At 33.3% G+C, this 20,870-nt stretch carries 22 protein-coding genes; 4 read left to right on the plus strand and 18 right to left on the minus strand.

Annotated features, from left to right (window positions below; translation table 11 throughout):
* Nucleotides 1-8 precede the first annotated feature (8 nt).
* From ABXT66_RS09470 to ABXT66_RS09490, 5 genes are all read right to left on the minus strand, one after another.
* Nucleotides 9-2,900 (minus strand): formate dehydrogenase subunit alpha, encoded by a 2,892-nt coding sequence (locus ABXT66_RS09470; protein ID WP_443643261.1) that lies wholly within the window; start codon nucleotides 2,898-2,900, stop codon nucleotides 9-11.
* A gap of 30 nt (nucleotides 2,901-2,930) precedes the next feature.
* Nucleotides 2,931-3,119, minus strand: a complete 189-nt coding sequence (locus ABXT66_RS09475) for a twin-arginine translocation signal domain-containing protein (RefSeq protein WP_443643262.1) — start codon at nucleotides 3,117-3,119, stop codon at nucleotides 2,931-2,933.
* Between the two features lie 58 nt (nucleotides 3,120-3,177).
* Nucleotides 3,178-3,795 carry a TorD/DmsD family molecular chaperone gene (locus tag ABXT66_RS09480; protein WP_443643263.1) on the minus strand — a complete coding sequence of 206 codons (618 nt, stop codon included), beginning with the start codon at nucleotides 3,793-3,795 and terminating at the stop codon, nucleotides 3,178-3,180.
* A 116-nt stretch (nucleotides 3,796-3,911) separates the two neighbouring features.
* A complete protein-coding gene (locus tag ABXT66_RS09485) occupies nucleotides 3,912-4,664 on the minus strand; it encodes a DUF3306 domain-containing protein (RefSeq protein WP_443643264.1) in 753 nt (250 codons plus the stop codon).
* Between the two features lie 28 nt (nucleotides 4,665-4,692).
* A complete protein-coding gene (locus ABXT66_RS09490) occupies nucleotides 4,693-5,313 on the minus strand; it encodes a DUF3305 domain-containing protein (RefSeq protein WP_443643265.1) in 621 nt (206 codons plus the stop codon).
* Between the two features lie 155 nt (nucleotides 5,314-5,468).
* Here ABXT66_RS09490 and ABXT66_RS09495 point away from each other — a divergent pair, with 155 nt between their 5' ends.
* Nucleotides 5,469-7,499, plus strand: coding sequence for a 4Fe-4S binding protein (locus tag ABXT66_RS09495; protein ID WP_443643266.1), 2,031 nt, complete (start codon nucleotides 5,469-5,471; stop codon nucleotides 7,497-7,499).
* A gap of 2 nt (nucleotides 7,500-7,501) precedes the next feature.
* Here ABXT66_RS09495 and ABXT66_RS09500 read toward each other — a convergent pair whose 3' ends face one another.
* Genes ABXT66_RS09500 through ABXT66_RS09525 form a run of 6 tightly spaced genes read right to left on the minus strand, consistent with a single transcriptional unit; the run spans nucleotide 7,502 to nucleotide 11,410 of the window.
* The gene (locus ABXT66_RS09500) at nucleotides 7,502-8,494 is read right to left on the minus strand and encodes a DUF6352 family protein (RefSeq protein ID WP_443643267.1); all 993 of its coding nucleotides are present in this window, start codon (nucleotides 8,492-8,494) and stop codon (nucleotides 7,502-7,504) included.
* Between the two features lie 20 nt (nucleotides 8,495-8,514).
* Nucleotides 8,515-8,994 carry a DUF6505 family protein gene (locus ABXT66_RS09505; RefSeq protein WP_443643268.1) on the minus strand — a complete coding sequence of 160 codons (480 nt, stop codon included), beginning with the start codon at nucleotides 8,992-8,994 and terminating at the stop codon, nucleotides 8,515-8,517.
* On the minus strand, nucleotides 8,991-9,755 hold the full coding sequence (locus tag ABXT66_RS09510; RefSeq protein WP_443643269.1) for a biotin/lipoate--protein ligase family protein: 765 nt from the start codon (nucleotides 9,753-9,755) through the stop codon (nucleotides 8,991-8,993). The genes ABXT66_RS09505 and ABXT66_RS09510 overlap by 4 nt, the downstream gene beginning before the upstream one ends.
* Nucleotides 9,752-10,837 carry an Mrp/NBP35 family ATP-binding protein gene (locus ABXT66_RS09515; protein ID WP_443643270.1) on the minus strand — a complete coding sequence of 362 codons (1,086 nt, stop codon included), beginning with the start codon at nucleotides 10,835-10,837 and terminating at the stop codon, nucleotides 9,752-9,754. The genes ABXT66_RS09510 and ABXT66_RS09515 overlap by 4 nt, the downstream gene beginning before the upstream one ends.
* Nucleotides 10,830-11,069, minus strand: a complete 240-nt coding sequence (locus ABXT66_RS09520; RefSeq protein WP_443643271.1) for a DUF6494 family protein — start codon at nucleotides 11,067-11,069, stop codon at nucleotides 10,830-10,832. The genes ABXT66_RS09515 and ABXT66_RS09520 overlap by 8 nt, the downstream gene beginning before the upstream one ends.
* A 38-nt stretch (nucleotides 11,070-11,107) precedes the next feature.
* On the minus strand, nucleotides 11,108-11,410 hold the full coding sequence (locus tag ABXT66_RS09525) for a DUF3144 domain-containing protein (protein WP_443643272.1): 303 nt from the start codon (nucleotides 11,408-11,410) through the stop codon (nucleotides 11,108-11,110).
* Between the two features lie 140 nt (nucleotides 11,411-11,550).
* Between ABXT66_RS09525 and ABXT66_RS09530 the strand changes: the two genes are divergently transcribed.
* Both ABXT66_RS09530 and ABXT66_RS09535 read left to right on the plus strand, forming a co-directional pair.
* Nucleotides 11,551-12,951 (plus strand): amidase, encoded by a 1,401-nt coding sequence (locus ABXT66_RS09530; protein ID WP_443643273.1) that lies wholly within the window; start codon nucleotides 11,551-11,553, stop codon nucleotides 12,949-12,951.
* Between the two features lie 80 nt (nucleotides 12,952-13,031).
* The gene (locus tag ABXT66_RS09535) at nucleotides 13,032-13,841 is read left to right on the plus strand and encodes a 1-acyl-sn-glycerol-3-phosphate acyltransferase (RefSeq protein ID WP_443643274.1); all 810 of its coding nucleotides are present in this window, start codon (nucleotides 13,032-13,034) and stop codon (nucleotides 13,839-13,841) included.
* Here the strand turns inward: ABXT66_RS09535 and ABXT66_RS09540 are convergent.
* Genes ABXT66_RS09540 through ABXT66_RS09550 form a run of 3 tightly spaced genes read right to left on the minus strand, consistent with a single transcriptional unit; the run spans nucleotide 13,838 to nucleotide 15,953 of the window.
* The gene (locus ABXT66_RS09540) at nucleotides 13,838-14,692 is read right to left on the minus strand and encodes a phytanoyl-CoA dioxygenase family protein (protein WP_443643275.1); all 855 of its coding nucleotides are present in this window, start codon (nucleotides 14,690-14,692) and stop codon (nucleotides 13,838-13,840) included. The genes ABXT66_RS09535 and ABXT66_RS09540 overlap by 4 nt on opposite strands.
* A 29-nt stretch (nucleotides 14,693-14,721) precedes the next feature.
* Complete coding sequence (locus tag ABXT66_RS09545; RefSeq protein WP_443643276.1) at nucleotides 14,722-15,339, minus strand: hypothetical protein; 618 nt, start codon at nucleotides 15,337-15,339, stop codon at nucleotides 14,722-14,724.
* Between the two features lie 11 nt (nucleotides 15,340-15,350).
* Nucleotides 15,351-15,953 (minus strand): tetratricopeptide repeat protein, encoded by a 603-nt coding sequence (locus ABXT66_RS09550; RefSeq protein WP_443643277.1) that lies wholly within the window; start codon nucleotides 15,951-15,953, stop codon nucleotides 15,351-15,353.
* Between the two features lie 149 nt (nucleotides 15,954-16,102).
* Between ABXT66_RS09550 and ABXT66_RS09555 the strand changes: the two genes are divergently transcribed.
* Entirely contained in the window at nucleotides 16,103-17,005 is a 903-nt protein-coding gene (locus ABXT66_RS09555) for a DMT family transporter (protein ID WP_443643278.1), read from the plus strand.
* Here the strand turns inward: ABXT66_RS09555 and ABXT66_RS09560 are convergent.
* The 4 genes from ABXT66_RS09560 to ABXT66_RS09575 form a co-directional block, all read right to left on the minus strand.
* Nucleotides 17,002-17,697 carry an orotate phosphoribosyltransferase gene (locus tag ABXT66_RS09560; RefSeq protein WP_443643279.1) on the minus strand — a complete coding sequence of 232 codons (696 nt, stop codon included), beginning with the start codon at nucleotides 17,695-17,697 and terminating at the stop codon, nucleotides 17,002-17,004. The two genes, ABXT66_RS09555 and ABXT66_RS09560, sit on opposite strands and share 4 nt — an antisense overlap.
* A 131-nt stretch (nucleotides 17,698-17,828) precedes the next feature.
* Nucleotides 17,829-19,109: a Zn-dependent hydrolase gene (locus tag ABXT66_RS09565; protein WP_443643280.1), complete on the minus strand. Its 1,281-nt coding sequence runs from the start codon at nucleotides 19,107-19,109 to the stop codon at nucleotides 17,829-17,831.
* A complete protein-coding gene (locus tag ABXT66_RS09570; RefSeq protein ID WP_443643281.1) occupies nucleotides 19,106-20,050 on the minus strand; it encodes a dihydroorotate dehydrogenase in 945 nt (314 codons plus the stop codon). Before ABXT66_RS09570 ends, ABXT66_RS09565 begins: the two co-directional genes overlap by 4 nt.
* Entirely contained in the window at nucleotides 20,044-20,859 is an 816-nt protein-coding gene (locus ABXT66_RS09575; RefSeq protein ID WP_443643282.1) for a dihydroorotate dehydrogenase electron transfer subunit, read from the minus strand. The genes ABXT66_RS09570 and ABXT66_RS09575 overlap by 7 nt, the downstream gene beginning before the upstream one ends.
* Between the last annotated feature and the right edge of the window lie 11 nt (nucleotides 20,860-20,870).

Genomic DNA, 20,870 nt, shown 5'->3' on the forward strand with positions numbered 1-20,870 from the left:
AGTCTCCCTTAAGCTAGTTCAATTTCACACAAAGAGCACTTACTCTCTTGCATCTGGGTTACAACATCATATCCGTAAGTCATCGCTGTATTTGCGGATTCACCTAACACATAAGGATCAGAACCTTGAGGATATTTAGACCTTAGATCTTTACCTTCCATATGGCCTCCAAAATGGAAAGGTAAGAAAGCTACACCTTTTGCAACTCTTTCAGTGACTTGTGCCATCACTTTAATCCTTGCGCCTTCTGGCGTTGCCACCCAAACCATTGCTCCATTTCTTATACCTTTAGAATTAGCATCAAATGTGTTTATTTCTACAAACATATCTTGTTGCAATTCTGCAAGCCATGGATTTGATCTAGTTTCATCTCCACCACCTTCATACTCAACCAATCTTCCTGAAGTAAGGATTATTGGAAATTTCTTAGAGTGGTCGACATCTTGAATAGACTTATAAAGAGTAGGCAGTCTATAAGCCATTCTATCAGAGTATGTAGGATAATCAGCTACAAGATCTCTTCTTGAAGTATATAACGGCTCTCTATGCAACGGAATTGGGTCTGGGAATGTCCAAACCTTAACTCTTGCTTTTGCATTTCCAAATGGTGCGCAACCATGCTTAATTGCAACCCTTTGAATACCACCAGATAAGTCAACTTTCCAGTTAGTTTTATCACCAGCTACTTTATCAATCGCTGCTTTTTCTTTGGCTGTTAAATCTTTATCCCAACCAAGTTTCTTAAGCATGGCCATTGTAAACTGAGGATAACCGTCCTTGATTTCAGAACCAACAGGATATGAGCCTTCTGCTAAGAGATTATTTCCCTCATGCTCAACTCCAAATCTAGCTCTAAAACATAGACCACCTTCAGCAACTGGCTTTGAGGTGTCATATAGTAAAGGTGTTCCAGGATGTTTCATCTCTGGATTTCCCCAACAAGGCCAAGGAAGACCGTAATAATCACCATCAACCTCACTACCTACAGCTTGTAATGTAGTTCTGTCGAAAACATGTTGATTCTTCATGTGAGCTTTTAATCTCTCTGGTGACTGTCCGGTATATCCGATGGTCCACATTCCTGAGTTAAACTCTCGTGTTACGTCTTCAATTAAAGGTTCGTCGTTAGTAACCTTGATTTGCCTAAACATGCGATCTGCAAAACCAAATTTTTTAGCAAACTTATACATGATTGTATGATCAGGTAATGAATCAAATGAAGGCTCAATAACTTTTTCTCTCCACTGAAGAGATCTGTTAGAAGCAGTCACCGATCCATAGGTCTCAAACTGAGTTGTTGATGGAAGTAAATATACGCCATCAGTTTTGTCTGAAAGCACAGCTGAAACAGTTGGATATGGATCAATTACTACCATTAAATCCAATTTCTCCATTGCAACTTTCATTTCTTTCATTCTTGTTTGAGAGTTTGGTGCGTGACCCCAGAATACCATTGCCTTAAGGTTATCAGGCTGTTCAATGTTGGCTTTGTTTTCTAAAACTCCGTCAATCCATCTAGAAACTGGTATACCTTTTTGGTTCATGAGACTCTTAGTCTTACCGTCTTTACCTTTCATAGAAGCAAATCTTGCTTTAATCCAGTTATAGTCCTCACCCCATACTCTTGACCAGTGTTTCCATGCACCAGCTGAAAGACCATAATATCCCGGTAATGAATGTGATAAGATACAAAAGTCAGTAGCTCCCTGAACATTATCGTGTCCACGGAAAATATTAGCACCACCACCTGCAGTACCCATATTACCTAAGGCTAATTGAAACGCACAATACGCTCTTGTATTATTATTTCCGTTAGTGTGCTGAGTTCCCCCCATACACCAGATAAATGTACCAGGCCGACTGTTTGCCATTATTTTAGCAACTCTTTTAAGCTGTGAACCTGGAACACCTGTCACTCTTTCAGTTTCTTCTGGGTTCCATTTTTTTACTTCAGCTCTAACGTCGTCCATACCATAAACACGTTGCCTAATAAATTCTTTATCTTCCCATTTATTTTCAAAGATATGCCACATGATACCCCAGATTAGAGCAACGTCAGATCCAGGACGAAATCTTACATATTCATCTGCGTGAGCTGCTGTTCTTGTAAATCTTGGATCACAGACAATTAGTGGAGCATTATTTTGCTCTTTTGCTTTCATTAAATGCATTAATGAAACCGGATGAGCTTCAGCTGGATTTCCACCAATTACAAAAATTGCTTTTGAGTTGTGAATATCATTATATGAGTTTGTCATTGCCCCATAGCCCCAAGTGTTTGCAACACCAGCAACTGTAGTAGAGTGACAAATTCTTGCTTGGTGGTCTCCGTTATTTGATCCCCAATAAGCATAAAATTTTCTAAACAAATAAGATTGCTCATTATTAAATTTAGCAGAACCTAACCAGTAAACTGAATCAGGGCCTGAAGACTTTCTGATTGATTCCATCTTGTCGCCAATTTCATTAATGGCATCATCCCAAGACATTCTTGTCCATTTTCCGCTAACAAGCTTCATTGGATATTTAAGTCTTCTTTCTCCACTTGCTGTTTCTCTAACAGAAGCACCTTTAGCACAGTGAGCTCCGAGGTTAATTGGACTATCCCAACCTGGCTCTTGACCCGTCCAAACACCATTTTGAACTTCTGCCATTACTGTACATCCAACAGAACAGTGTGTACAAACTGTTTTCTTCATTGATACCGCAGCACTTGAAACTGCTGCCTGAACAGGCTTTACATTAGATCCAACTAATGCAGCTGCTGTAGCTAATCCTCCGACTGCTAATCCAGAACCTTTTAAAAAAGCTCTTCTATCGACTACCTTTTCTGTAGCTTTACCGATGAAAGATGAAGTTTGGGAGCCTATCGCCACCCCGTTCGTCTTCTTTCTAAGCATAGTATTCCTCCTAATTTAGAATAATTAAAATTAAAATCTCAAAGTTTCATAATATGTTTTTACATGCTTTGTTTTCTGGTAGCCTGAACCAGTAGTGTTCATAGTCTCGTTAGCAGATACTGTTTTCGTTACGGTTGCAGCAACAGTTGCAGCAGCGGCAGTTATAGCAGCACCTTTTAAAAAGTCTCTTCTACCGTTTTTTGGTTTCTCACTTTTCATTTTCTACTCCTCAATAATTAAGTTCAATTATTTGAACTCATGAAACAGGGGCCTATCGCTACCCCGTAACATCCATTTTGAACGACGAACGTTCTATTTCTATAAATTCTCTTCCTATTGTGCCAACCGGCGAATAAAACACTGCAATCTTTGAACCTTCAATATCTCTCATCAATAAATCAGCCCATGGTGCAAGATGTTTATTAAAAAAATCTCTTTGCTCTCCAATAGAATACTTTCTGGTAAATTTGCCTAGAATCAACCCGGCCATCATATCAAACAGACTAGCAATATGATCTTCAGGCTCCTTAACATTAGATTCTATTTCTATGCCTATCTCTTTCATATCGTTCCTAAGCTTAGCTAATGGCTTGTCCTTAAGGAAACCTGTCAAATAGTAAGAGGCAAAAGGCAATAATTCACCTCTACCTACACCAATAAAAATTCTAACATATTCATCTCTAATTGTTGGGAGATCGAGTGATGAAGCTAGTTTTACTAAAGTTTTTATAGATTTGCCAATGGGAGTATCATCTGATTCTAGAATTGTTAGTTGATTAACTAATTCTGCAGTTGGTTCTGCTCGAAGTAGACTAGCCAAAAAAGAGTACATGTCTGCTCTTAGCTGATCTTCGCTGTCAATAAGGTCATGTTTTGCAACATTAAGTGAACTCAAAATATATCTCCCAAAATTACTATTTATCAGTTTAGGAAAAAAATAAAGCTTTTTTTTGTGAATTTGTTAAATAAAAAAATAAAATAACATACTGATTTTGCTTGTGATAATCATTATCATTCTGCTCTTGGTTTAAAAACCATCATTTTAGGAGTGATCTTCTCTTCCTTTAAGTTATTAACTAAATCTTCAGATAAAATTATATTTTCCTCTTCACTTAAAATTTTTAATTTCTCATCATTTTTTGATTTAGATTGTTTAGTTGTTTTATCATTGATTATAATTTTTTCTTTTTTCACTTTAGATTTTGATTCTTTGAGGTCTTTAACCTTAGTTTTATTTTTTATAGCTTTCTTTCGTATTTCTTGGTTATCATCTTTATGATCTTGTGTGTCTTCATCTTTTTCTTTTAAAATGTCTGAAAGATAACCTTTACCAACTTGATAGGCTGTTTGCATGCCCTCTACAACAGTAGCGGCATCAGTAAAATCCTCGTGATAGTCATTTATTTCTGCATCTGCAAACCTGATAATTGGGTTTAATTTCCAAACTCTTCTTAATGCAATTTGCCTCAACCTATCTGGAATTCCATCTTTAAAAAACAAGTCCAAACCCTTTTCTTTTTTAATTTTTTCTGGGTCTGGCAATTTAAATTTATCTAATAACTCTTGGTCATTTAGTGCGTCATATTGTTTCTCGTCATTTTCTTCAGTTTCAACAATATTTTGTTCTTTAACTTCATCATTCTTAAATTTGATTTTATCTACAGATGTTTTTGCATTAACTTGATCAGACTTTTTAATGGATTTTCTTTTTGACCATCTTGACATAAACCCTTCGTTCGAATTGTTTTCAATTTCATCTTTCATTGACTTACTTCTCCATTAACGATCAATGTTAATTATATGTTTTTTTAATATTTAAACGTGCATCTCCACCACGCCTTGTGTTCTGATCAATGTCTTTTTTATCCCTTTTCCTTTTTTTAAACTCTTCTGGATGAAAGTGAAATTCAACAAATTTTTCCAAAAGTTCCGCTATAGGACCATATAAAGGAATTTTTTCTACTCTATCTTCACCGCAATCTTCATAGTCCTGGATATGATAAGGGGAAAGAGACACCTCAGCCAAATGTATATCAATATTTTGATCTTGTTTGTTTTTTTCTGCAGGATCATTGCCATCGAACAAGTCACCATCTCTTAAAACTATATATACTGAAGGGTCTGACGATTGCAGATTTTCAGCATAACCCTCTGATTCTGCATGATGCAAATCAATTGATGCTTCAGCAAAATACAAATTTTTATTAAGGCCATCTTCTTTTTTAACATCATTGATTAATGGATATATTCTGACATCATTTATAGGAGGATAACCTAATCCACCACTTACCTCCAAGGGTATTAAGTCATTAATAATCCACTTATGACTTTCCCAAATATTATCTATTTCTTGTCTTTCTAAAATAATTCTTACTGCGTATAGAAGATGTTTTTCACTCTCAAGATTTTTCATATTGTTCTCAATAAAATTATTTAATTAAATAAATATGTTCACAAACTAGCAACAAAAAAGATTAAAAAACAAATTAAAAATTTCTATTTAGAGATAATTTAATTGACAATTTTTGCATTTTAATCCTTTGATGAACTTATCTTGGGAGTTTAAAATTGGATATTCAAAATAATAAAATATTAATATGTAACTGCGAAAAAACTATGAAAATTGATGGAGACGCCCTTTCAAAGGCCTGCTCTTCAGAGACAACTTGTAATGTTAACCATAATCTTTGCGGTTCAGAATTAAATGTTGTACTTGATCAACTAAAAGAAACACAAATTTCTAATAAAAATTTATTAATTGCTTGCACACAAGAACAAAAAACGTTTGACCAAATAGCAGAAGAAAATAATTTTGAAACGCCAAAAACTTTTAATATAAGAGAATATGCTGGATGGTCAAAAGAGAGTGAGAAGTCAATACCTAAAATAAGTTCTTTAATCCATTCTTCACTTCAAAAAAACAAACAAACCCCTAGTCTTACACTAGAATCTTCAGGTAGGTGTTTTGTTTATGTAGATAGTAACAAGGGAGAAAAATCAATCGAAGTTGCGTTTGATTTGTGTAAAAAATTAACTTCTCATCTTGGTGTTACATTAATGATAAGCAACATAAAAGACGACTTAATTTTAGAGCCTAACGATTTTAAAATCACAAAGGGATATATTAAAAAAGCACAAGGATATTTCACTCAATTTAAACTCGAAATAAATGACTTTGCAGAAAGTTTACCAAGTAGTAAATCAACAATTAATTTTGGAGATTTTTACAGTAAAGTTGATACTGACTGTGATTTGATCATAGACCTTAGTGAAAACACACCTATGTTTACAGGTGACCATAAGAGAGATGGTTATTTTAGGGCCAGCACTAACAGCCCTTCTGATCTATTTGATATTTATACAAAAGTAATTGATATGATAGGCCAATTTGAAAAACCTATTTATGTCGATTTCAATGAAAGTTTATGTGCACATTCTCGTAATGGCATCACTGGGTGCACCAAATGTTTAGATGTTTGCCCAGCTGGCGCGATTCAATCAATCGGTGATATAGTTTCAGTAGACCCTGGTATATGTGGTGGTTGCGGCTTTTGTGGTTCAGTCTGTCCTTCAGGAGCAATACAAACAGATTACCCTAGTCTTGATGTAATCTTAACTTCATTATCTGAATTGAAAAATCAATTTAATTCTGCTGGCGGTAAAGATCCCGCCTTAATTCTTTTTGACACAAGCTTTGGTGCCGAAATGATTAGCTTAATTTCTAGATATGGCAATGGATTACCTGCAAATGTTATACCTTACGAAATGCATTCTGTTGGAAGAACTGGTCACGACCTTCTAGTTTCTTCATTTGCATTAGGTTTTAAAAAAATATTTATTATTCTTAACCCCAAAAACAGCGAAGAATATACTTTTTTACCCAAACAAGTAGAGATAGCTAACTCTTTACTTTCCGGAATTGGAAATAATGAAAAAAAATCAATATCTATAATTGAAGAAACTGACCCAGAAGCAGTTGAAAATGAAATTTACAAAACTTCAGAATATACAAGAATAAAGCCGTCTCCTTTTATACCTCTTGGTGCACCTCGAGGAATTTTACGGGCAGGTATTCAAGGACTTTCAAAAAGTAATAACAATAAAAGTTCTATGATCCAATTACCTGAAGGTTCACCCTATGGAAAAGTAGATGTTAACCTTGAAAGTTGTACCATATGCTTATCTTGTGTAAGTGCATGCCCTGCTGGGGCCCTTCAGGATAATCCTGATGCCCCTCAATTATTATTTAGAGAAGATGCCTGTCTTCAATGTGGGATATGTGTAGCGACATGTCCTGAGAAAGCAATTTCACTAGTACCTCAATTTAATCTTGACGATGAAGCTATGTCAGCAGAAGTTATTATAGAAGACAAGCCTTTTGATTGTATTCAATGTGGCAAAACATTTGGCACTACAAAATCTATTGAAAGAATTATAGATAAGCTATCCTCTCATTCAATGTTTGAAGCCGATGGCAGGACTGAAATGCTGAAAATGTGTGAAGATTGTAGAGTTGGAGCAATGTTTGCACAAAAGGACAAAATGCTTGAGGCGAAAGACAGACCTAAACCAAGAACTACAGACGATTATTTAAACTAAGTTTATAATAAATCAGCTAAAGGAAGATTTGTTAAAAGATTTTGAGGTTTAAATTTTATTATTGATTTTTGTCCCATAGCCAATCCAACATAAACTGGCTTACCCTGCATTGATTCTTTAAACCCATCTTTAGCTTCAAGCTGAAACAAACATAGTATTTGCTTTAACCTGTCTTCGCTTACGTCTGCACCTTCATATAGATCATTTAAAATAGAAGTAGCATCACTATCTAAGCCTAAATGCCAAGACCATTTATCATCTTCAATTTTTTGCATTGGCTGAACAGAGACTTCAATTGATAAAAAATGAAAGATCCATTTTTCTATTACTCTTGCTAAAGCGTCTAAACCTGGTTTAGTGTATGCAAGATCAATTGATGTATCAAACTTATCAGATCTTTCCCAATAATTATCAGCAGAGCTTTCTCTTAAAATATCAATATCTACTTCTAATTGATTAGGTTTATTTGTATCAATGTTTTTCTGCTCTGCTTGTAATTGAACTACAGCTTCGTCTGCTACCATAATTTCATCTTCAGCTATAGTAACAACTTGAGTTCTGAAAAACAGTTCAGAAGCCCTTACCTGTAATGCAAATGAGTTTTCATTAAGAATATTTCTTAAAATAATTTGTACCAACTGATCAACAAAAAGAGGTGGAAAGTTAATAGATTGGCCTCTTGAAATAGCTAAATATGCAGCCTCTAAGGTAGCGTAATTAGATAAAAATTCTCTAAACTTCAATATGACTTCATAGTTGAAAACAACATCTTTATCCTTAATTAAATCAAGATCTCTTTTCTCAACTTTTATAAAAGGGGCCTCAACTAACTTTTTATGGAGCTCTATTTCTGCTTCACAAGATTCTTCAATTGGAGCCACTTCTGGCCTATAAAAATATGCTCTCATAAAATCTTCTGTAGGAACAAGACAACCTGATTTATCTTTATCTAAAAGATGCCACCCAGACGTTAACCAAAAATCGTTTATTGTCATTTTTAAATTCCTTTTAAATTTTAATCTTCATCAACAACAGTCCATATTTTTTGTTCAGCACACGAATCCGCTTTTGGTAAATTTCTAAATTTTTCCTTTATGCCCTCTTCTGACCATTCCCTTGAAACACTTAAAAGACTTCCTAATTCGTGATCTTTGCATAATTCACTCATAAATTTTATTTCCTCAGAGGCTGCTTTTTCAGCAATGATTTTAGAAGGAGCACCATAATGTTCTATGAAATACTGACCTAAACTATATTGTAAATTTATTAAATCATCTTCATTAACTGTTACAAGACTAACCAATGTTGAATATCCAAAACTAGAACAGCCTATAAAGCCATTAGAAAAGGCTTGCTTGACTTTACCTTTTAAGTCTTCATTTTGGATATTATTAAAACTAAAGGTTCCTACTAAAGCAAGTTCTCCTTCTTCTGCAGCGACTGGAAAAATATTTAAATCTGACTTGTCAAAGCGGATAGTTCTAGCAAACTTCATGTTAAGTCAATATCCCCAAATTGTTCAATAATATCTATAGGTGATAAAAATACTTCTTGTGCATTTGACTTTACGATTGCTAAACCATTCTCATCTAACCCTACCCAAGAAACTTCTTGACCACTCTTTAAAGTAACAACCTTAGTCTCTTCTCGTCTTTTATTCCATACTTCAGTAACTGGCTTAAATCCTTCGTCTTCCCACTGACTTACCCATGCAAGAAAATGTCTAGACAAAGATTCAATTGCTCTTGTTCTGGAAACATATCCTCCCCCTTCGTCTGCTAAAGAGGTTACATCTGCATTGATTTCGTTTTCATTAATTTCAATATTATTATTTAAACGTAACTTCAGACCGACAACCATCCAATCAGGAATTGACTGATCATCATTAGAAGGTGCAATCTCAACTTTAACTAAACCAGCCTCCCCTCTGTTTAAAAAAATAAACCCAGGAAAGGCATAAGTTACTGCAACTTCTGGCGGAGCGAGTGCACCAATAGCATCACCTGAAGCAACCATCATGATATATAACATTTGATTACATTTAATTTTAGGTATTTCAGGTGACAAAATAATTGCAACTTCTACATATTCTGGATTTTCAGAATAAAGTACTGTCCCAGTTTCACTTTTGCCTGCTACAGCGATCGCTTTTGCAAAGACATCAATACCATTAACCACTGGAATTGGGGTTAATATAGGTGGTAATAGAGGTGGATCATTTTCATTCGCAGGATCTGGTTCATAATATAAACTCATGATAATTCCTCTTCATCTAGCTTTATAGATTTGATGATACTTTTTGCAATTAATCTATAATTTTGTGATTGAATAGATTCAGGCTCTGATATGATTATAGGGATACCTGCATCAGAGCTTTTTCGAACGTCAACTGAAATTGGTATCTCACCCAACAAATCTATATTTCTTTTCTTTGCCTCAGCTTTCACTCCACCTTCTCCAAAAATATGATCAACCCTTCCACAGTCAGGACAAGACCAATATGACATGTTTTCTATCATTCCTAAAACAGGAACATTTGCCTTTTGAAACATTGTTAATGCTTTTACTACATCTAACAGAGCTATATCCTGAGGTGTAGAAACAATAATAGCACCAGCTAGGTTAACTTGTTGTGCCAAAGAAATTTGGATGTCACCTGTACCAGGAGGTAAGTCTATAACTATTACATCTAAATCACCCCATACTACTGAATTAAGCATTTGTGTAAGAGCAGATTGAACCATTGGACCACGCCAAATCATGGCTGTGTCATCCGGTACCAATAAACCCATAGACATCAAACTAATTCCATAATTTTGCAATGGAGCAACCATATCGCCGCCAACTGATGCTGGCCTACCACTAACACCTAACATTCTAGGTTGAGATGGACCATAAACGTCAGCATCTAGCAAGCCAACTTTATAGCCTTCTAATTTTAGAGCTATGGCTATATTCGCTGATGTTGTAGACTTTCCAACTCCACCTTTGCCTGATCCAATGGCAACAAATCTCTTAACATTACTTTCTAGAACTTTTTCAACTTTGTCTTCTTTATCAGTTTCAAATGTCGAAGTTTTTTCTTTATTTTCATGAGCAGTGACTACAACTGTGGCGCTAGTGACATCCTTAATATTTAAAACTCTTTCTTGTGCAAGCTTTCTAATAGGTTCCATAGAAGCACCTCTATGAACAGGCACTTCCAAAGTAACGGCTACGTTACTATCTTTAATGGTAATATTATTGATTAAACCAAGAGAAACAATATCTTTCGATTGTGAAGGATCTTCAATTTCTTTCAAAGCCTCTAAGATTAAATCTTCGTTTATATTAGTCATTTTTTTTTGGGAGCAGTAATGTTGAGGTAATTGTATGATTGAAACCTAATTCTTCAATTTTAATCTGAGCTGTAATATTCAATGAAGAATTCTCACTTAATTCGCCATCCTCTATTTTTTTGTTTATGAGATTTTCTAACTCTTTATGGGTTGTAACTCCTAAGTTTTTTAAAAATTTTCTAAAACTTATTTCTGAATCAGTCATTTCAGACATGTCTTTTTTATCTCTCATAATTCTCTCCAGTAATTTCTTAATAAATTTAAATAGTTTTATAATTTTGGATCAGCTAAATGCTCTCTTAACATATCAATGAATTGAGCTGACATGTGCTTCACATAATCCTCATGATTATCTATATTTATAACATTTTTTCCAACATGAGCTGAGTAACGGGCTGCCGCGTAAAGCATAATGTATTTTAAGTCAGTAGACTTTACTGTTTTATTTTTAGTGTTTGCGAAGGTAATAAAATGATCGGCTAATTTTAAGAAATTTTTTCCATCAAGGACAACCTGATCAGTTATTTTTTTTTCTGAGCTATCTGGTCGCTCATGCCATTTTGGTAAATCCATGTTTAATCTATATCTCCCATGTAAAATAATAAACTAATTTTAAAACTTAAGATAGCCTACAAATTTTCTTCTTAATTTAAAAATTGTTTCTTATTTATAAAATTTTAAAATAGAATAATATTTTTTTGGGAGAACATTAAATGGAAGAACTTTGGAAACTTGACGCTTTTGAAATTTCAAAATTATTTAAAAAAAAAGAAGTATCTGCAGTTGAAATTTGTCAACAAACAATCAGTCACATTCAAAATACTAATCCAAAAATAAATGCTATTGTCGTTGATACTTTTGAAGAAGCAAAAAAGACAGCTCAACTACTTGATAAAAAAATAAGTAACAATGAAAAATTAGGAGAACTTGCTGGAGTTCCTGTAACTGTTAAAGTTAATACAGACCAAGTAGGCTTTGCTAGCACTAATGGCTTAAGAATACAAAAGGATCTGATTGCAAAACAAGACAGTCCTGTAATTAAGAATTTAAAAAAATCTGACTCACTTATTGTTGGGAGAACAAATACTCCAGCTTTTAGTATACATTGGTTCACAAGAAACAGTCTTCATGGACACACATTTAATCCTCATAATAAAAATATTACTCCTGGTGGTTCTTCTGGGGGAGCAGCAGCGGCAACAGCGGCTGGAATGGGAGCTATTGGACATGGTACTGATATAGCTGGATCAATACGTTACCCAGCTTATGCTTGTGGTATTCATGGATTAAGACCAAGCTTAGGTCGTGTGCCAATGATAAATTATACCACACCAGACAGGCATATAGGTGGACAAATAATGGCCGTATCAGGTCCATTAGCTCGTTCAATAAAGGATATAGAAATTGGGTTAAGGGCAATGAGCCAAGAAAATTTTGATGACCCTTGGTGGACGCCAATACCATTATCATTTGAAATGCCTATAAAAAAAATAGCTTTAATAACAGAAATAAAAGGGTTAAAAATTGATTCTCTTATTAAAGAACAATTGAAAAAAGTTGCAAAGTTTTTAGAGCAATCAGGCTGGATAATTGAAGAGCCTGAAGCACCAGATTTTTCCGAAGCAGCTAAATTTCAAGCTGCCCTTTGGCTTGGTGAGTTTAGGAGAACTGGAGGAGAAGCCATAAAAAAAGAAAATGACCCCGATGCAAACTTTATATATGACCAAATGTCTAGAAGATGTCCTGATACTAGTTTGGATAACTTTATGGACGCACTTCAGCAAAGAGCTAAAATAAGTAGAGACTGGAATAAGTTTTTTGACAAATATCCATTGATACTATGCCCTATAACAGGAGATTTACCTTTTCCAGACTTAAAGGATCTTGAGTCACCATCTTCATTTGATTTAGTTTTTGATTCTATGCTTCCACAAATTGCTCCTCCTTATTTAGGATTACCAGGATTATCTTTTGCAACTGGAAAAACTGAATCTAATATTCCATTGGGAGTCCAATTTATTTCAAGAAAATTCAGAGAAGATATTTTATTAAACGTAGGCTATGAGTTGGAAAATCATTTTTCAAAAATAAAACCTGTAATCCCAAATTTCTGAAGTTAGTATCAAAATAAATGTTGATAATTTGATATATAATATTATAGATTTTATTAAATTAAATTTATGTACGATTTTACATGTTAAAAACAAATATAAAAATCACATATGCTGAATCCTGGTTACCATTACATCATAGGTTTTTGATACATACTGTAGAATTCTTATCCGCAAGAATTTCTCTAGAAAAACGTTATAAAAATTTTATTTCTTTATCACACAATAAAACAGGAACACAACTCTGGAAACATGCATTAAATTCAATGGGCATTCAGACGCCTAAGTTGGCACCTTTACCTAAAAGAAGTAAGTCCAAAGGGTTGATTATAGCTGCGAATCATCCATTTGGAGTGGCTGACGGAGTTTTTTTATCATGGTTTGCGTCAACTTTAGATGAAAATTTTAGAGTTATAGCACATGGAGTTTTACAACGCGAACCAACTTTAGCAGATAATATTCTTCCCATAGATTTTAGTAATAGAAAAAATGCCATGCGAGATAATGTTGTCACGAGGCAAACAGCAATCAAAATACTTAAAAGTGGCGGTGTTATAGCAATTTTTCCCGCAGGTGGGGTAGCTTGGTCTAGAAAAAAAGGCTTGCCTGTTCAAGAAGACGATTGGAAACCTATGCTGGGAAGATTAATAAATGACTCTAATTGCGATGTAATAATTACTAAGTTTGAAGGACAGAACTCAAAGGCTTTTCAATTAGCATCTAGAATTCATCAAACCATAAAACAAAGTTTATATTTATACGAAATTAAAAAAAGCTTAGATAAACCTATGAAATTTAAAGTCTTAGAATATTTTAAAAATCAGTCCTTACCTAAATTAAACGATAAAGATCTCTCTATTTATCTACAGAAAAAATTAAACGGAACAAATTAATTGTTAAATAATTTACCGCCCTTTTTAGAGAGTTCTGGGGGAGCTGTTGGTCTTTTTAAAAATGTATCTACGTCATTAACATCTAGAAATTTATCACCCGCTTTTATTATTTCTTCGTTTCTTAATTTATTTAAGGGCGTATATTTTGGATGATGGTGATCTATAAAAGGATTATTTCTAGCAGCATTATAACAACACAACAACGTCCAGCGTCTATCAGGTGAATTGTTTTTATCTGACCTGTGAAGAGTATTACAATGGAAAAACAAAACATCACCTGGATCCATTTCACAATAAACCAGTTCCAAATGTTTTTTTGCTTCATCTACTCTTTTTAGATCAACCCCAACTTGACCACTTTCAAGTAATGCATGATCAATTCTACCTAAATTATTAGATCCAGATAAAACTTGTAGACAACCATTTTCTTTCGTGCATTTATCTAGCGCAATCATCACAGTAGCCATTAAAGGAAATAGACAGCCATTATTATACCAATAACCATAATCTTGATGCCATTCCCACGCACCTCCTTCAAACGGTTCTTTTGCAGTAATCTTGGAATGATAATGGTAGACCTCTCCACCTAGCAAATCTTCCATAGTATCAACAATTTTTTCTGATCTTGCTGTTACACCGTAAATACTGTCATCTGGATGATTCCACGCCATCATTTTTGTACTTAAACCTTCTGAATCTTTTCTATCATATAAATGATTTCTAATAGCTGGGTCTTGAGTTGAGGCATTTTGTAAAAGCTCTGTCTCCTTTTTATTAAAAAAGTCTTTTACAATTACAAAACCATTTTTATGAAAATCATTAGTTTCCAACTTATTTAAAACAGATGCCATTTACCCCCCCCTTAAAAATTAATTTGAAATTACTTCATGTTTTTTAATGTGTGCCAATTCATATAGCTTTTTTTCACATCAGCTTCACAGGTAAACACCCCAAACACCTCTTGTAAAAAATTTATGAGGTTTTTACTAATAATATTTTGATTTTTTAAATTGTATTTATTCTTTAAAAGTTCTATCCAAATAGTCATTGCGCTATGTGTAACTGCAATAGGAATTGGATCAACATTGATAATAATCTCACTTTTAAAGTCTCCATTTAAAGTCATAACTAATTTTTTAAATTCCTTTTGCAAATCTAATAATTTTTTTAACAAAACTTCTGTTGAGCCATCTAGACTTTCTTTAGTGTTAGGTTCTTTCTCCCATTTTCTGTCTAATAATTCTTTTATAGGCTTTGGAATTTTCTTTATTTTCATATTTAGATTTTCAAAATCTGAGCTTATGTTATTTAACAAAAGGATATTTTCATCATTATTATTAATCTTAAATTTTTCTCCAGATTTATGAGCATTATAGATTAAATACATTCTTCTGGAACCTTCAATTAGGTCGGTTAAAGTAAGTTTAACAAATACACTTTTCTTGGCTCTTTTAATTACCGACCTTAATTCAGATTCTATTTGTTCTTGTTTTTTCATAATCTTCTAAACTACAATTTATTAATTTTTTTAATGCAGTTGTATAAAGTTTCCTTCATGCACATTTCATAAAAATCTTTTGTTTTATAACGTTCTTCATCACTCATTTTCTTTTCTAACATTTCAATATTTTGCCTTGCACCATTAATGTTAAGGTCTTCTGCAAAACGCCACCAGAGGTGAGCTATAATATAATTTTTAGTAACGCCTTGACCATTATAGTACATGTTACCTATTAAAAGTCTGGATGTAGGATGTCCTCTTATGCCAGCGTATTCGAATGACCTAAGTGCTTGTTGATAATTTTTTTTTACACCTGAACCTTTATAGTATGAATGACCTAAGGCATAGTTTGCTAGAATATTTCCTTGATTTGAAGAAAGAAAAAACCAAGAAAATGCTTCGTTATGGTCAACAGGAACGCCTAGACCTTTTTTATACATGATACCCAAATTATATTGGGCTTTATCATCACCTAAATTGGCATCATAGCTTAGAAAAAATAGAGCTTTTTTGTATTCTCCTTTTTCTAGTGCTTTATAACCTTTTAAATAATCACCTGCTGTAGCAAGTGAACTAAAATTTATTATAATTAGAAAAATGAACTTTAACATTTAAAGTTTTCCTTTTAACCAACTTTAATTTATCATTGTCTAATATTTATAAAATTAATTATTAATATATCTAATCTGCGCTCATTTAAATTTTAAAACAATAATATTTATAAATATAAATAAAAAAATATTAAGATATGGAAATAAAAGTGTTGCTTTCAAAGACTTTTAATAAAATTTCAAATAATATGTCTGCGCCATTAATCGCAATAAGTTTAATGATTATCTCAGGATTATTTTTTGTTTTAATGCATAGCGCAGTAAAGTACTTATCAAAAGAAGTTCATATTTTTGAAATTGCTTTTTTTAGATGCGCTTTAGTCATTTTTGTTTTAGCACCAATTATTATTCAGCAAGGCAAAACTATATTCAAAACTAAACAACCTAAAATGCAATTTTTAAGAATTATTACTAACTCTGTTGCTATGTTGTGTTTTTTCTATGGGATCTCAACCACTCCTTTAGCTCAATTAACTACATTAGGGTTTACTGTGCCCATTTTCGCAACGATATTAGCTGTAATTTTTATGAAAGAAAAAATTAGATTAAGAAGGACAACTGCATTAATTATCGGCTTTATTGGTACTATAGTTGTCATGCGCCCAGATATTTCAATTGAATTAGGTGCTTTACTAATAATTTTTTCATCATTTTTATGGTCAATTTGCCTTATTTTTATAAAAAAACTTACACAAACTGACAGCGCAGTAACTATATCTCTTTATTTTGGTATTGGTATGATCCCAGCTACATTTATCCTTGCTTTTCCAGTAATGGAAGCAATTGACATGAGGCAATTTACTATTCTTGTATTTATAGCTATTACTGGGACATTAGCTCAAACAATTATGAACACTGCATTAAAAAAAGGAGAATTAGCCCTTCTTCTTCCATTTGATTTTTTAAGGTTAATTTGGTCAGTATTAATTGGTTATGTATTATTTGCAGAAGAGCCTACTTTTACGCTTTGGATCGGCGGATTTCTAATTATAGGTTCAACAACCTATATTGCTTGGAGAGAAGCAAAATTGAAGAATCAACCACCACTTTAATCTGAAAGTGAAGAAGCTCCACCATGGTTTGCAGACCATGTCATAGGATCATTTAAAAAACTTTCGACCTCCCCAATAGCACTGGTCTCAAAATAGTTATTATCTTTTGCGACTTTTAAAACGTCCCACCAAGTTGCTAATGAATGCATTTGTAATCCAATGCTATCAAGAGCTTCTCTCGTTTGAGGGAAAATATCATAATAAAATACTACAAAAGTGTGATCCACTTTCGCGCCAGCTTCCCTTAAAGCTTCACAAAATTTAATTTTGCTATTTCCATCAGTTGTTAAATCTTCAACCAGAAGTATGTGAGAGTCATTTTTAAAATCACCTTCAATCTGAGCATTTCTTCCAAATCCTTTTGCTTTTTTACGAACATATTGCATTGGTAACATCAACCTATCAGCTATCCACGCAGCAAAGGGTATTCCAGCTGTTTCTCCTCCAGCAATTGAATCAATATTTTCAAAACCAATATTTCTAGTAATAACAGAAGCGGCAAAATCCATCAAAGTGTGCCTAACTCTTGGGTAGGAAATTAATTTTCTACAGTCAATATATACCGGGCTTGCCCAACCAGAAGTAAACTTAAACGGTTCACCTGAACTAAAACGTACAGCCTCAACTTCAATTAACATTTTAGCTGTAATAGTTGAAATAACTTCTTTATCTGGAAAGCTTGTTGGAAACATTTATAATTTAACCTCAATTAATTTAAAATAATAATAACAAGATGTAAAATTAATATTTAATTTTACTATGTCATAATCTATTTATGTAAAAATTGCATTAAATTATTTTTACCTTTTTATTTTTAAGCTTTTTAATAATCAATTATAAATTTTTTTAGAATAGACAATCCAGTCATAAAATCTTTAACATCCATAGCCTCATAAGGATTATGAGATCCCTTGTCATTTCTTACAAAAATCATACCTGTTTTAATTCCAACATTTGCAAAAATAGCTGCGTCATGCCCCGCCCCACTTGGTAAAGAAGCTCTTTCAAAACCAAGAAATTCTCCAGCATCTAATAATTTTTCAATTATAGATTTATCTAGCTCTGCAGGAGATGATTTTATCAAATCGTCAAATTCAAACGTTACCCCTCTTTCTCTTTCTATCGTTTTACATTCAGATTTTAACAATGCTTCAAGGGCGTCTAAAGTAGCAATGTCCTGACTACGGGATTCAAAGCTAAAAAAAATTTCTCCAGGTATTCTTGACATTGCATGATGTTCTGAGTCTGTTTGAAATATACCTGATGTTAGAACTAGGTCGCCTCCATGTTGTTGTATAGTGTTCCAATGATCGTCCATACGAGTAATCAAATCAGCACCTGCAAAAACTGAATCTCTTCTCAAATACCTTGGAATGGTTCCTGAATGTCCCGCGGAACCTTTACATATGATGTTGTGATGACGATTATTACCTCTAATGCCCGTGACTATTGCTGCGGGCCAATTTCTATCAACCAATATAGGGCCTTGTTCAATATGTAATTCTATAAACAGTTCTATGCTTTCTTTATTTATTAAAGAGGTTGCAGATCGTATTTTATTTAAATCAACCCCACAATTTTGCATGGCTTTAGATAATTTCTCTCCTGTTTTTCTGTGCGTTGCATTTAAATCTTCTTTAGTAAGCAAACCAAAAATTGACTTTGATCCTATGTAATTTCTTCCATACCATGCACTCTCTTCTCCTCTAAGTGCTACGACCTTTAAAGGTAAGCTTAAATTTATTTTATTTTTAGAGATATACGAAAGAATAAGAAACCCGGCAAGAACGCCAGCTAGACCATCAAAATTTCCTCCTAAAGGTACAGAGTCCATATGAGACCCAACTAGTATATATTTACTATTTTCAATCGGTTCGGAAGAATAAAATACATTTGCAGCATCATCTACTTCTACATGTAAACCCAATTTAATAGCTAACTTTGATAAATAATTAATGGCATCAGTTTCACCTTTTCCATATGTTTCTCTAGAAACGCCCTGTTTGTCTTTAGTCAATTCAGCGATATCGTCGAAGATTTTTGTTGCTAAACTCTCCATCCATTTTTCATCATATAATGAAATGTTAATAAGTTTATCGTTCATATATCAGTTTCCATAAGAGCGACTGCATCAGGAGTGTTTTTATCGTCTACTAAACCTATCAAGTCAGAAATTTTAGACACATTATTTTCTTCACAGTAACTTTTTATACCTGACAACATTGATAACATTGCATTCGGGTTAATGAAAGTTGCTGTTCCAACTTGAACAGCTGACGATCCAGCGAGAATAAATTCTATAACATCCTCAAAATTGCTAATTCCACCACATCCTATAATTGGTATATCAACAACCTTTGAACATTGATAAACCATCCGCATAACAATTGGCTTTAAACCTGGGCCAGACAAGCCCCCCATTATATTTCCTAAGGATGGTTTAAATGTTTTAATATCAATTTGCATTGCTAGAATTGTATTTGCTACTACTAGAGCATCAGCTCCTGCATCTTGTGCAGCACTTGCAACTTCAATTGTTTCTCCAGTGTTTGGGGTAAGTTTTGCCCATATAGGAATATTAGTTATCGACCTAACTTTTTCTATAACTTTAAAAGTAGAATTAGGTCTCATTGCAAAAGCTTTTCCATCATCTTCTATATTTGGACACGAAATATTTATTTCAATTGCATCTACACCTGGTACTGAAATTTTATCACAAATATACGCAAACCCATCTGCAGAAGGAGCTGAAACACTTGCAACAAATGGAGTGTTATATTCTTTGTATATAGGTAATATGTTTTTCTTGAAATCTTCAATCCCCTTGCTTGGTATCCCAATAGAATTTAACATATTATAACCACTTTCAGAAACTCGGGGTGTCGCATTTCCGGTTCTTATTTCAGCAGTAATGGTTTTAGCAACATGAGCTCCTAAAAGGTCAATGTCAAAAACACTTGCTAAGTCTTCAGAAAATGTTCCAGAGGCTGGCATAATGGGGTTTTTAAGGATTATATCACCAATATTTGTTTTCAAATCTACCAAGGTAATGCCTCCGAAACTCTGAAAACTGGTCCTTCTTTACATACTCTTTTTTGGATGATTTTATCCCCAATTTCAAAAGGCCTTACGCAACAAAAACACATGCCTATACCACAAGCCATCTGTTGTTCTAATGCTATTTGACCAGGTATATTATTTAATTCACAAACTTTTTTTAATAATTTTAAAATTCTGTTTGATCCACATGTAAAGAAAGCATCAACACCTTGATTTGACATCATATTATTAACTAATAATTCAAGATTATCCATAGAACTAGAACCGTCATTATCCGTAACTACAATAACTTTATTAGATAATGAATTAAATAAATCTATAGACATTAAATACTCTTTTGATCTAGCACTACATATTACAGTTAAGTTAATCCCTTTTTTAAAAGCTAAATTTGCTAAAGGAGCTAATGTCGCTAAGCCAACTCCTCTAGCTATTAAAACTATATTTTTATAATTTTCCTCTACTACAAACCCGTTTCCAAGTGGACCTACAATATTGAAAATATTATTTTTCTGTAAATTAGAAATAGCCCTAGTTCCTTTACCATGTAATTTGTACAGAAACTCAATTTGGTTTTCTTTTTTATTAAATTGATAAACGCTCATTGGCCTTCTCAAAAAAGAAATTGAACCGTCAGAAGGAGGGCACTGTAAATGAAAAAATTGTCCTGGTACAATATCTAAGGCTTTTGATGGTGCTCTAAGGATCAAATGCTTATAATCGTTATTTATATAATTATTTGATACGACCTCTGTGTCAACTTCATAAATTTTAATTCTATTTTTATTATTCATAATATTTTAAC

Source organism: Candidatus Levibacter sp. Uisw_134_01, assembly GCF_047717795.1.
Lineage (GTDB): Bacteria > Pseudomonadota > Alphaproteobacteria > Puniceispirillales > Marisalimonadaceae > Marisalimonas.

What these genes read in the sequence shown, in the direction of transcription:
- ABXT66_RS09470 (WP_443643261.1), bottom strand. Translation starts at nt 2,900, where the DNA reads ATGCTTAGAAAGAAGACGAACGGGGTGGCGATAGGCTCCCAAACTTCA.
- ABXT66_RS09475 (WP_443643262.1), bottom strand. Translation starts at nt 3,119, where the DNA reads ATGAAAAGTGAGAAACCAAAAAACGGTAGAAGAGACTTTTTAAAAGGT.
- ABXT66_RS09485 (WP_443643264.1), bottom strand. Translation starts at nt 4,664, where the DNA reads ATGAAAGATGAAATTGAAAACAATTCGAACGAAGGGTTTATGTCAAGA.
- ABXT66_RS09490 (WP_443643265.1), bottom strand. Translation starts at nt 5,313, where the DNA reads ATGAAAAATCTTGAGAGTGAAAAACATCTTCTATACGCAGTAAGAATT.
- ABXT66_RS09500 (WP_443643267.1), bottom strand. Translation starts at nt 8,494, where the DNA reads ATGACAATAAACGATTTTTGGTTAACGTCTGGGTGGCATCTTTTAGAT.
- ABXT66_RS09505 (WP_443643268.1), bottom strand. Translation starts at nt 8,994, where the DNA reads ATGAAGTTTGCTAGAACTATCCGCTTTGACAAGTCAGATTTAAATATT.
- ABXT66_RS09510 (WP_443643269.1), bottom strand. Translation starts at nt 9,755, where the DNA reads ATGAGTTTATATTATGAACCAGATCCTGCGAATGAAAATGATCCACCT.
- ABXT66_RS09515 (WP_443643270.1), bottom strand. Translation starts at nt 10,837, where the DNA reads ATGACTAATATAAACGAAGATTTAATCTTAGAGGCTTTGAAAGAAATT.
- ABXT66_RS09520 (WP_443643271.1), bottom strand. Translation starts at nt 11,069, where the DNA reads ATGAGAGATAAAAAAGACATGTCTGAAATGACTGATTCAGAAATAAGT.
- ABXT66_RS09525 (WP_443643272.1), bottom strand. Translation starts at nt 11,410, where the DNA reads ATGGATTTACCAAAATGGCATGAGCGACCAGATAGCTCAGAAAAAAAA.
- ABXT66_RS09530 (WP_443643273.1), top strand. Translation starts at nt 11,551, where the DNA reads ATGGAAGAACTTTGGAAACTTGACGCTTTTGAAATTTCAAAATTATTT.
- ABXT66_RS09535 (WP_443643274.1), top strand. Translation starts at nt 13,032, where the DNA reads ATGTTAAAAACAAATATAAAAATCACATATGCTGAATCCTGGTTACCA.
- ABXT66_RS09540 (WP_443643275.1), bottom strand. Translation starts at nt 14,692, where the DNA reads ATGGCATCTGTTTTAAATAAGTTGGAAACTAATGATTTTCATAAAAAT.
- ABXT66_RS09545 (WP_443643276.1), bottom strand. Translation starts at nt 15,339, where the DNA reads ATGAAAAAACAAGAACAAATAGAATCTGAATTAAGGTCGGTAATTAAA.
- ABXT66_RS09550 (WP_443643277.1), bottom strand. Translation starts at nt 15,953, where the DNA reads ATGTTAAAGTTCATTTTTCTAATTATAATAAATTTTAGTTCACTTGCT.
- ABXT66_RS09560 (WP_443643279.1), bottom strand. Translation starts at nt 17,697, where the DNA reads ATGTTTCCAACAAGCTTTCCAGATAAAGAAGTTATTTCAACTATTACA.
- ABXT66_RS09565 (WP_443643280.1), bottom strand. Translation starts at nt 19,109, where the DNA reads ATGAACGATAAACTTATTAACATTTCATTATATGATGAAAAATGGATG.
- ABXT66_RS09575 (WP_443643282.1), bottom strand. Translation starts at nt 20,859, where the DNA reads ATGAATAATAAAAATAGAATTAAAATTTATGAAGTTGACACAGAGGTC.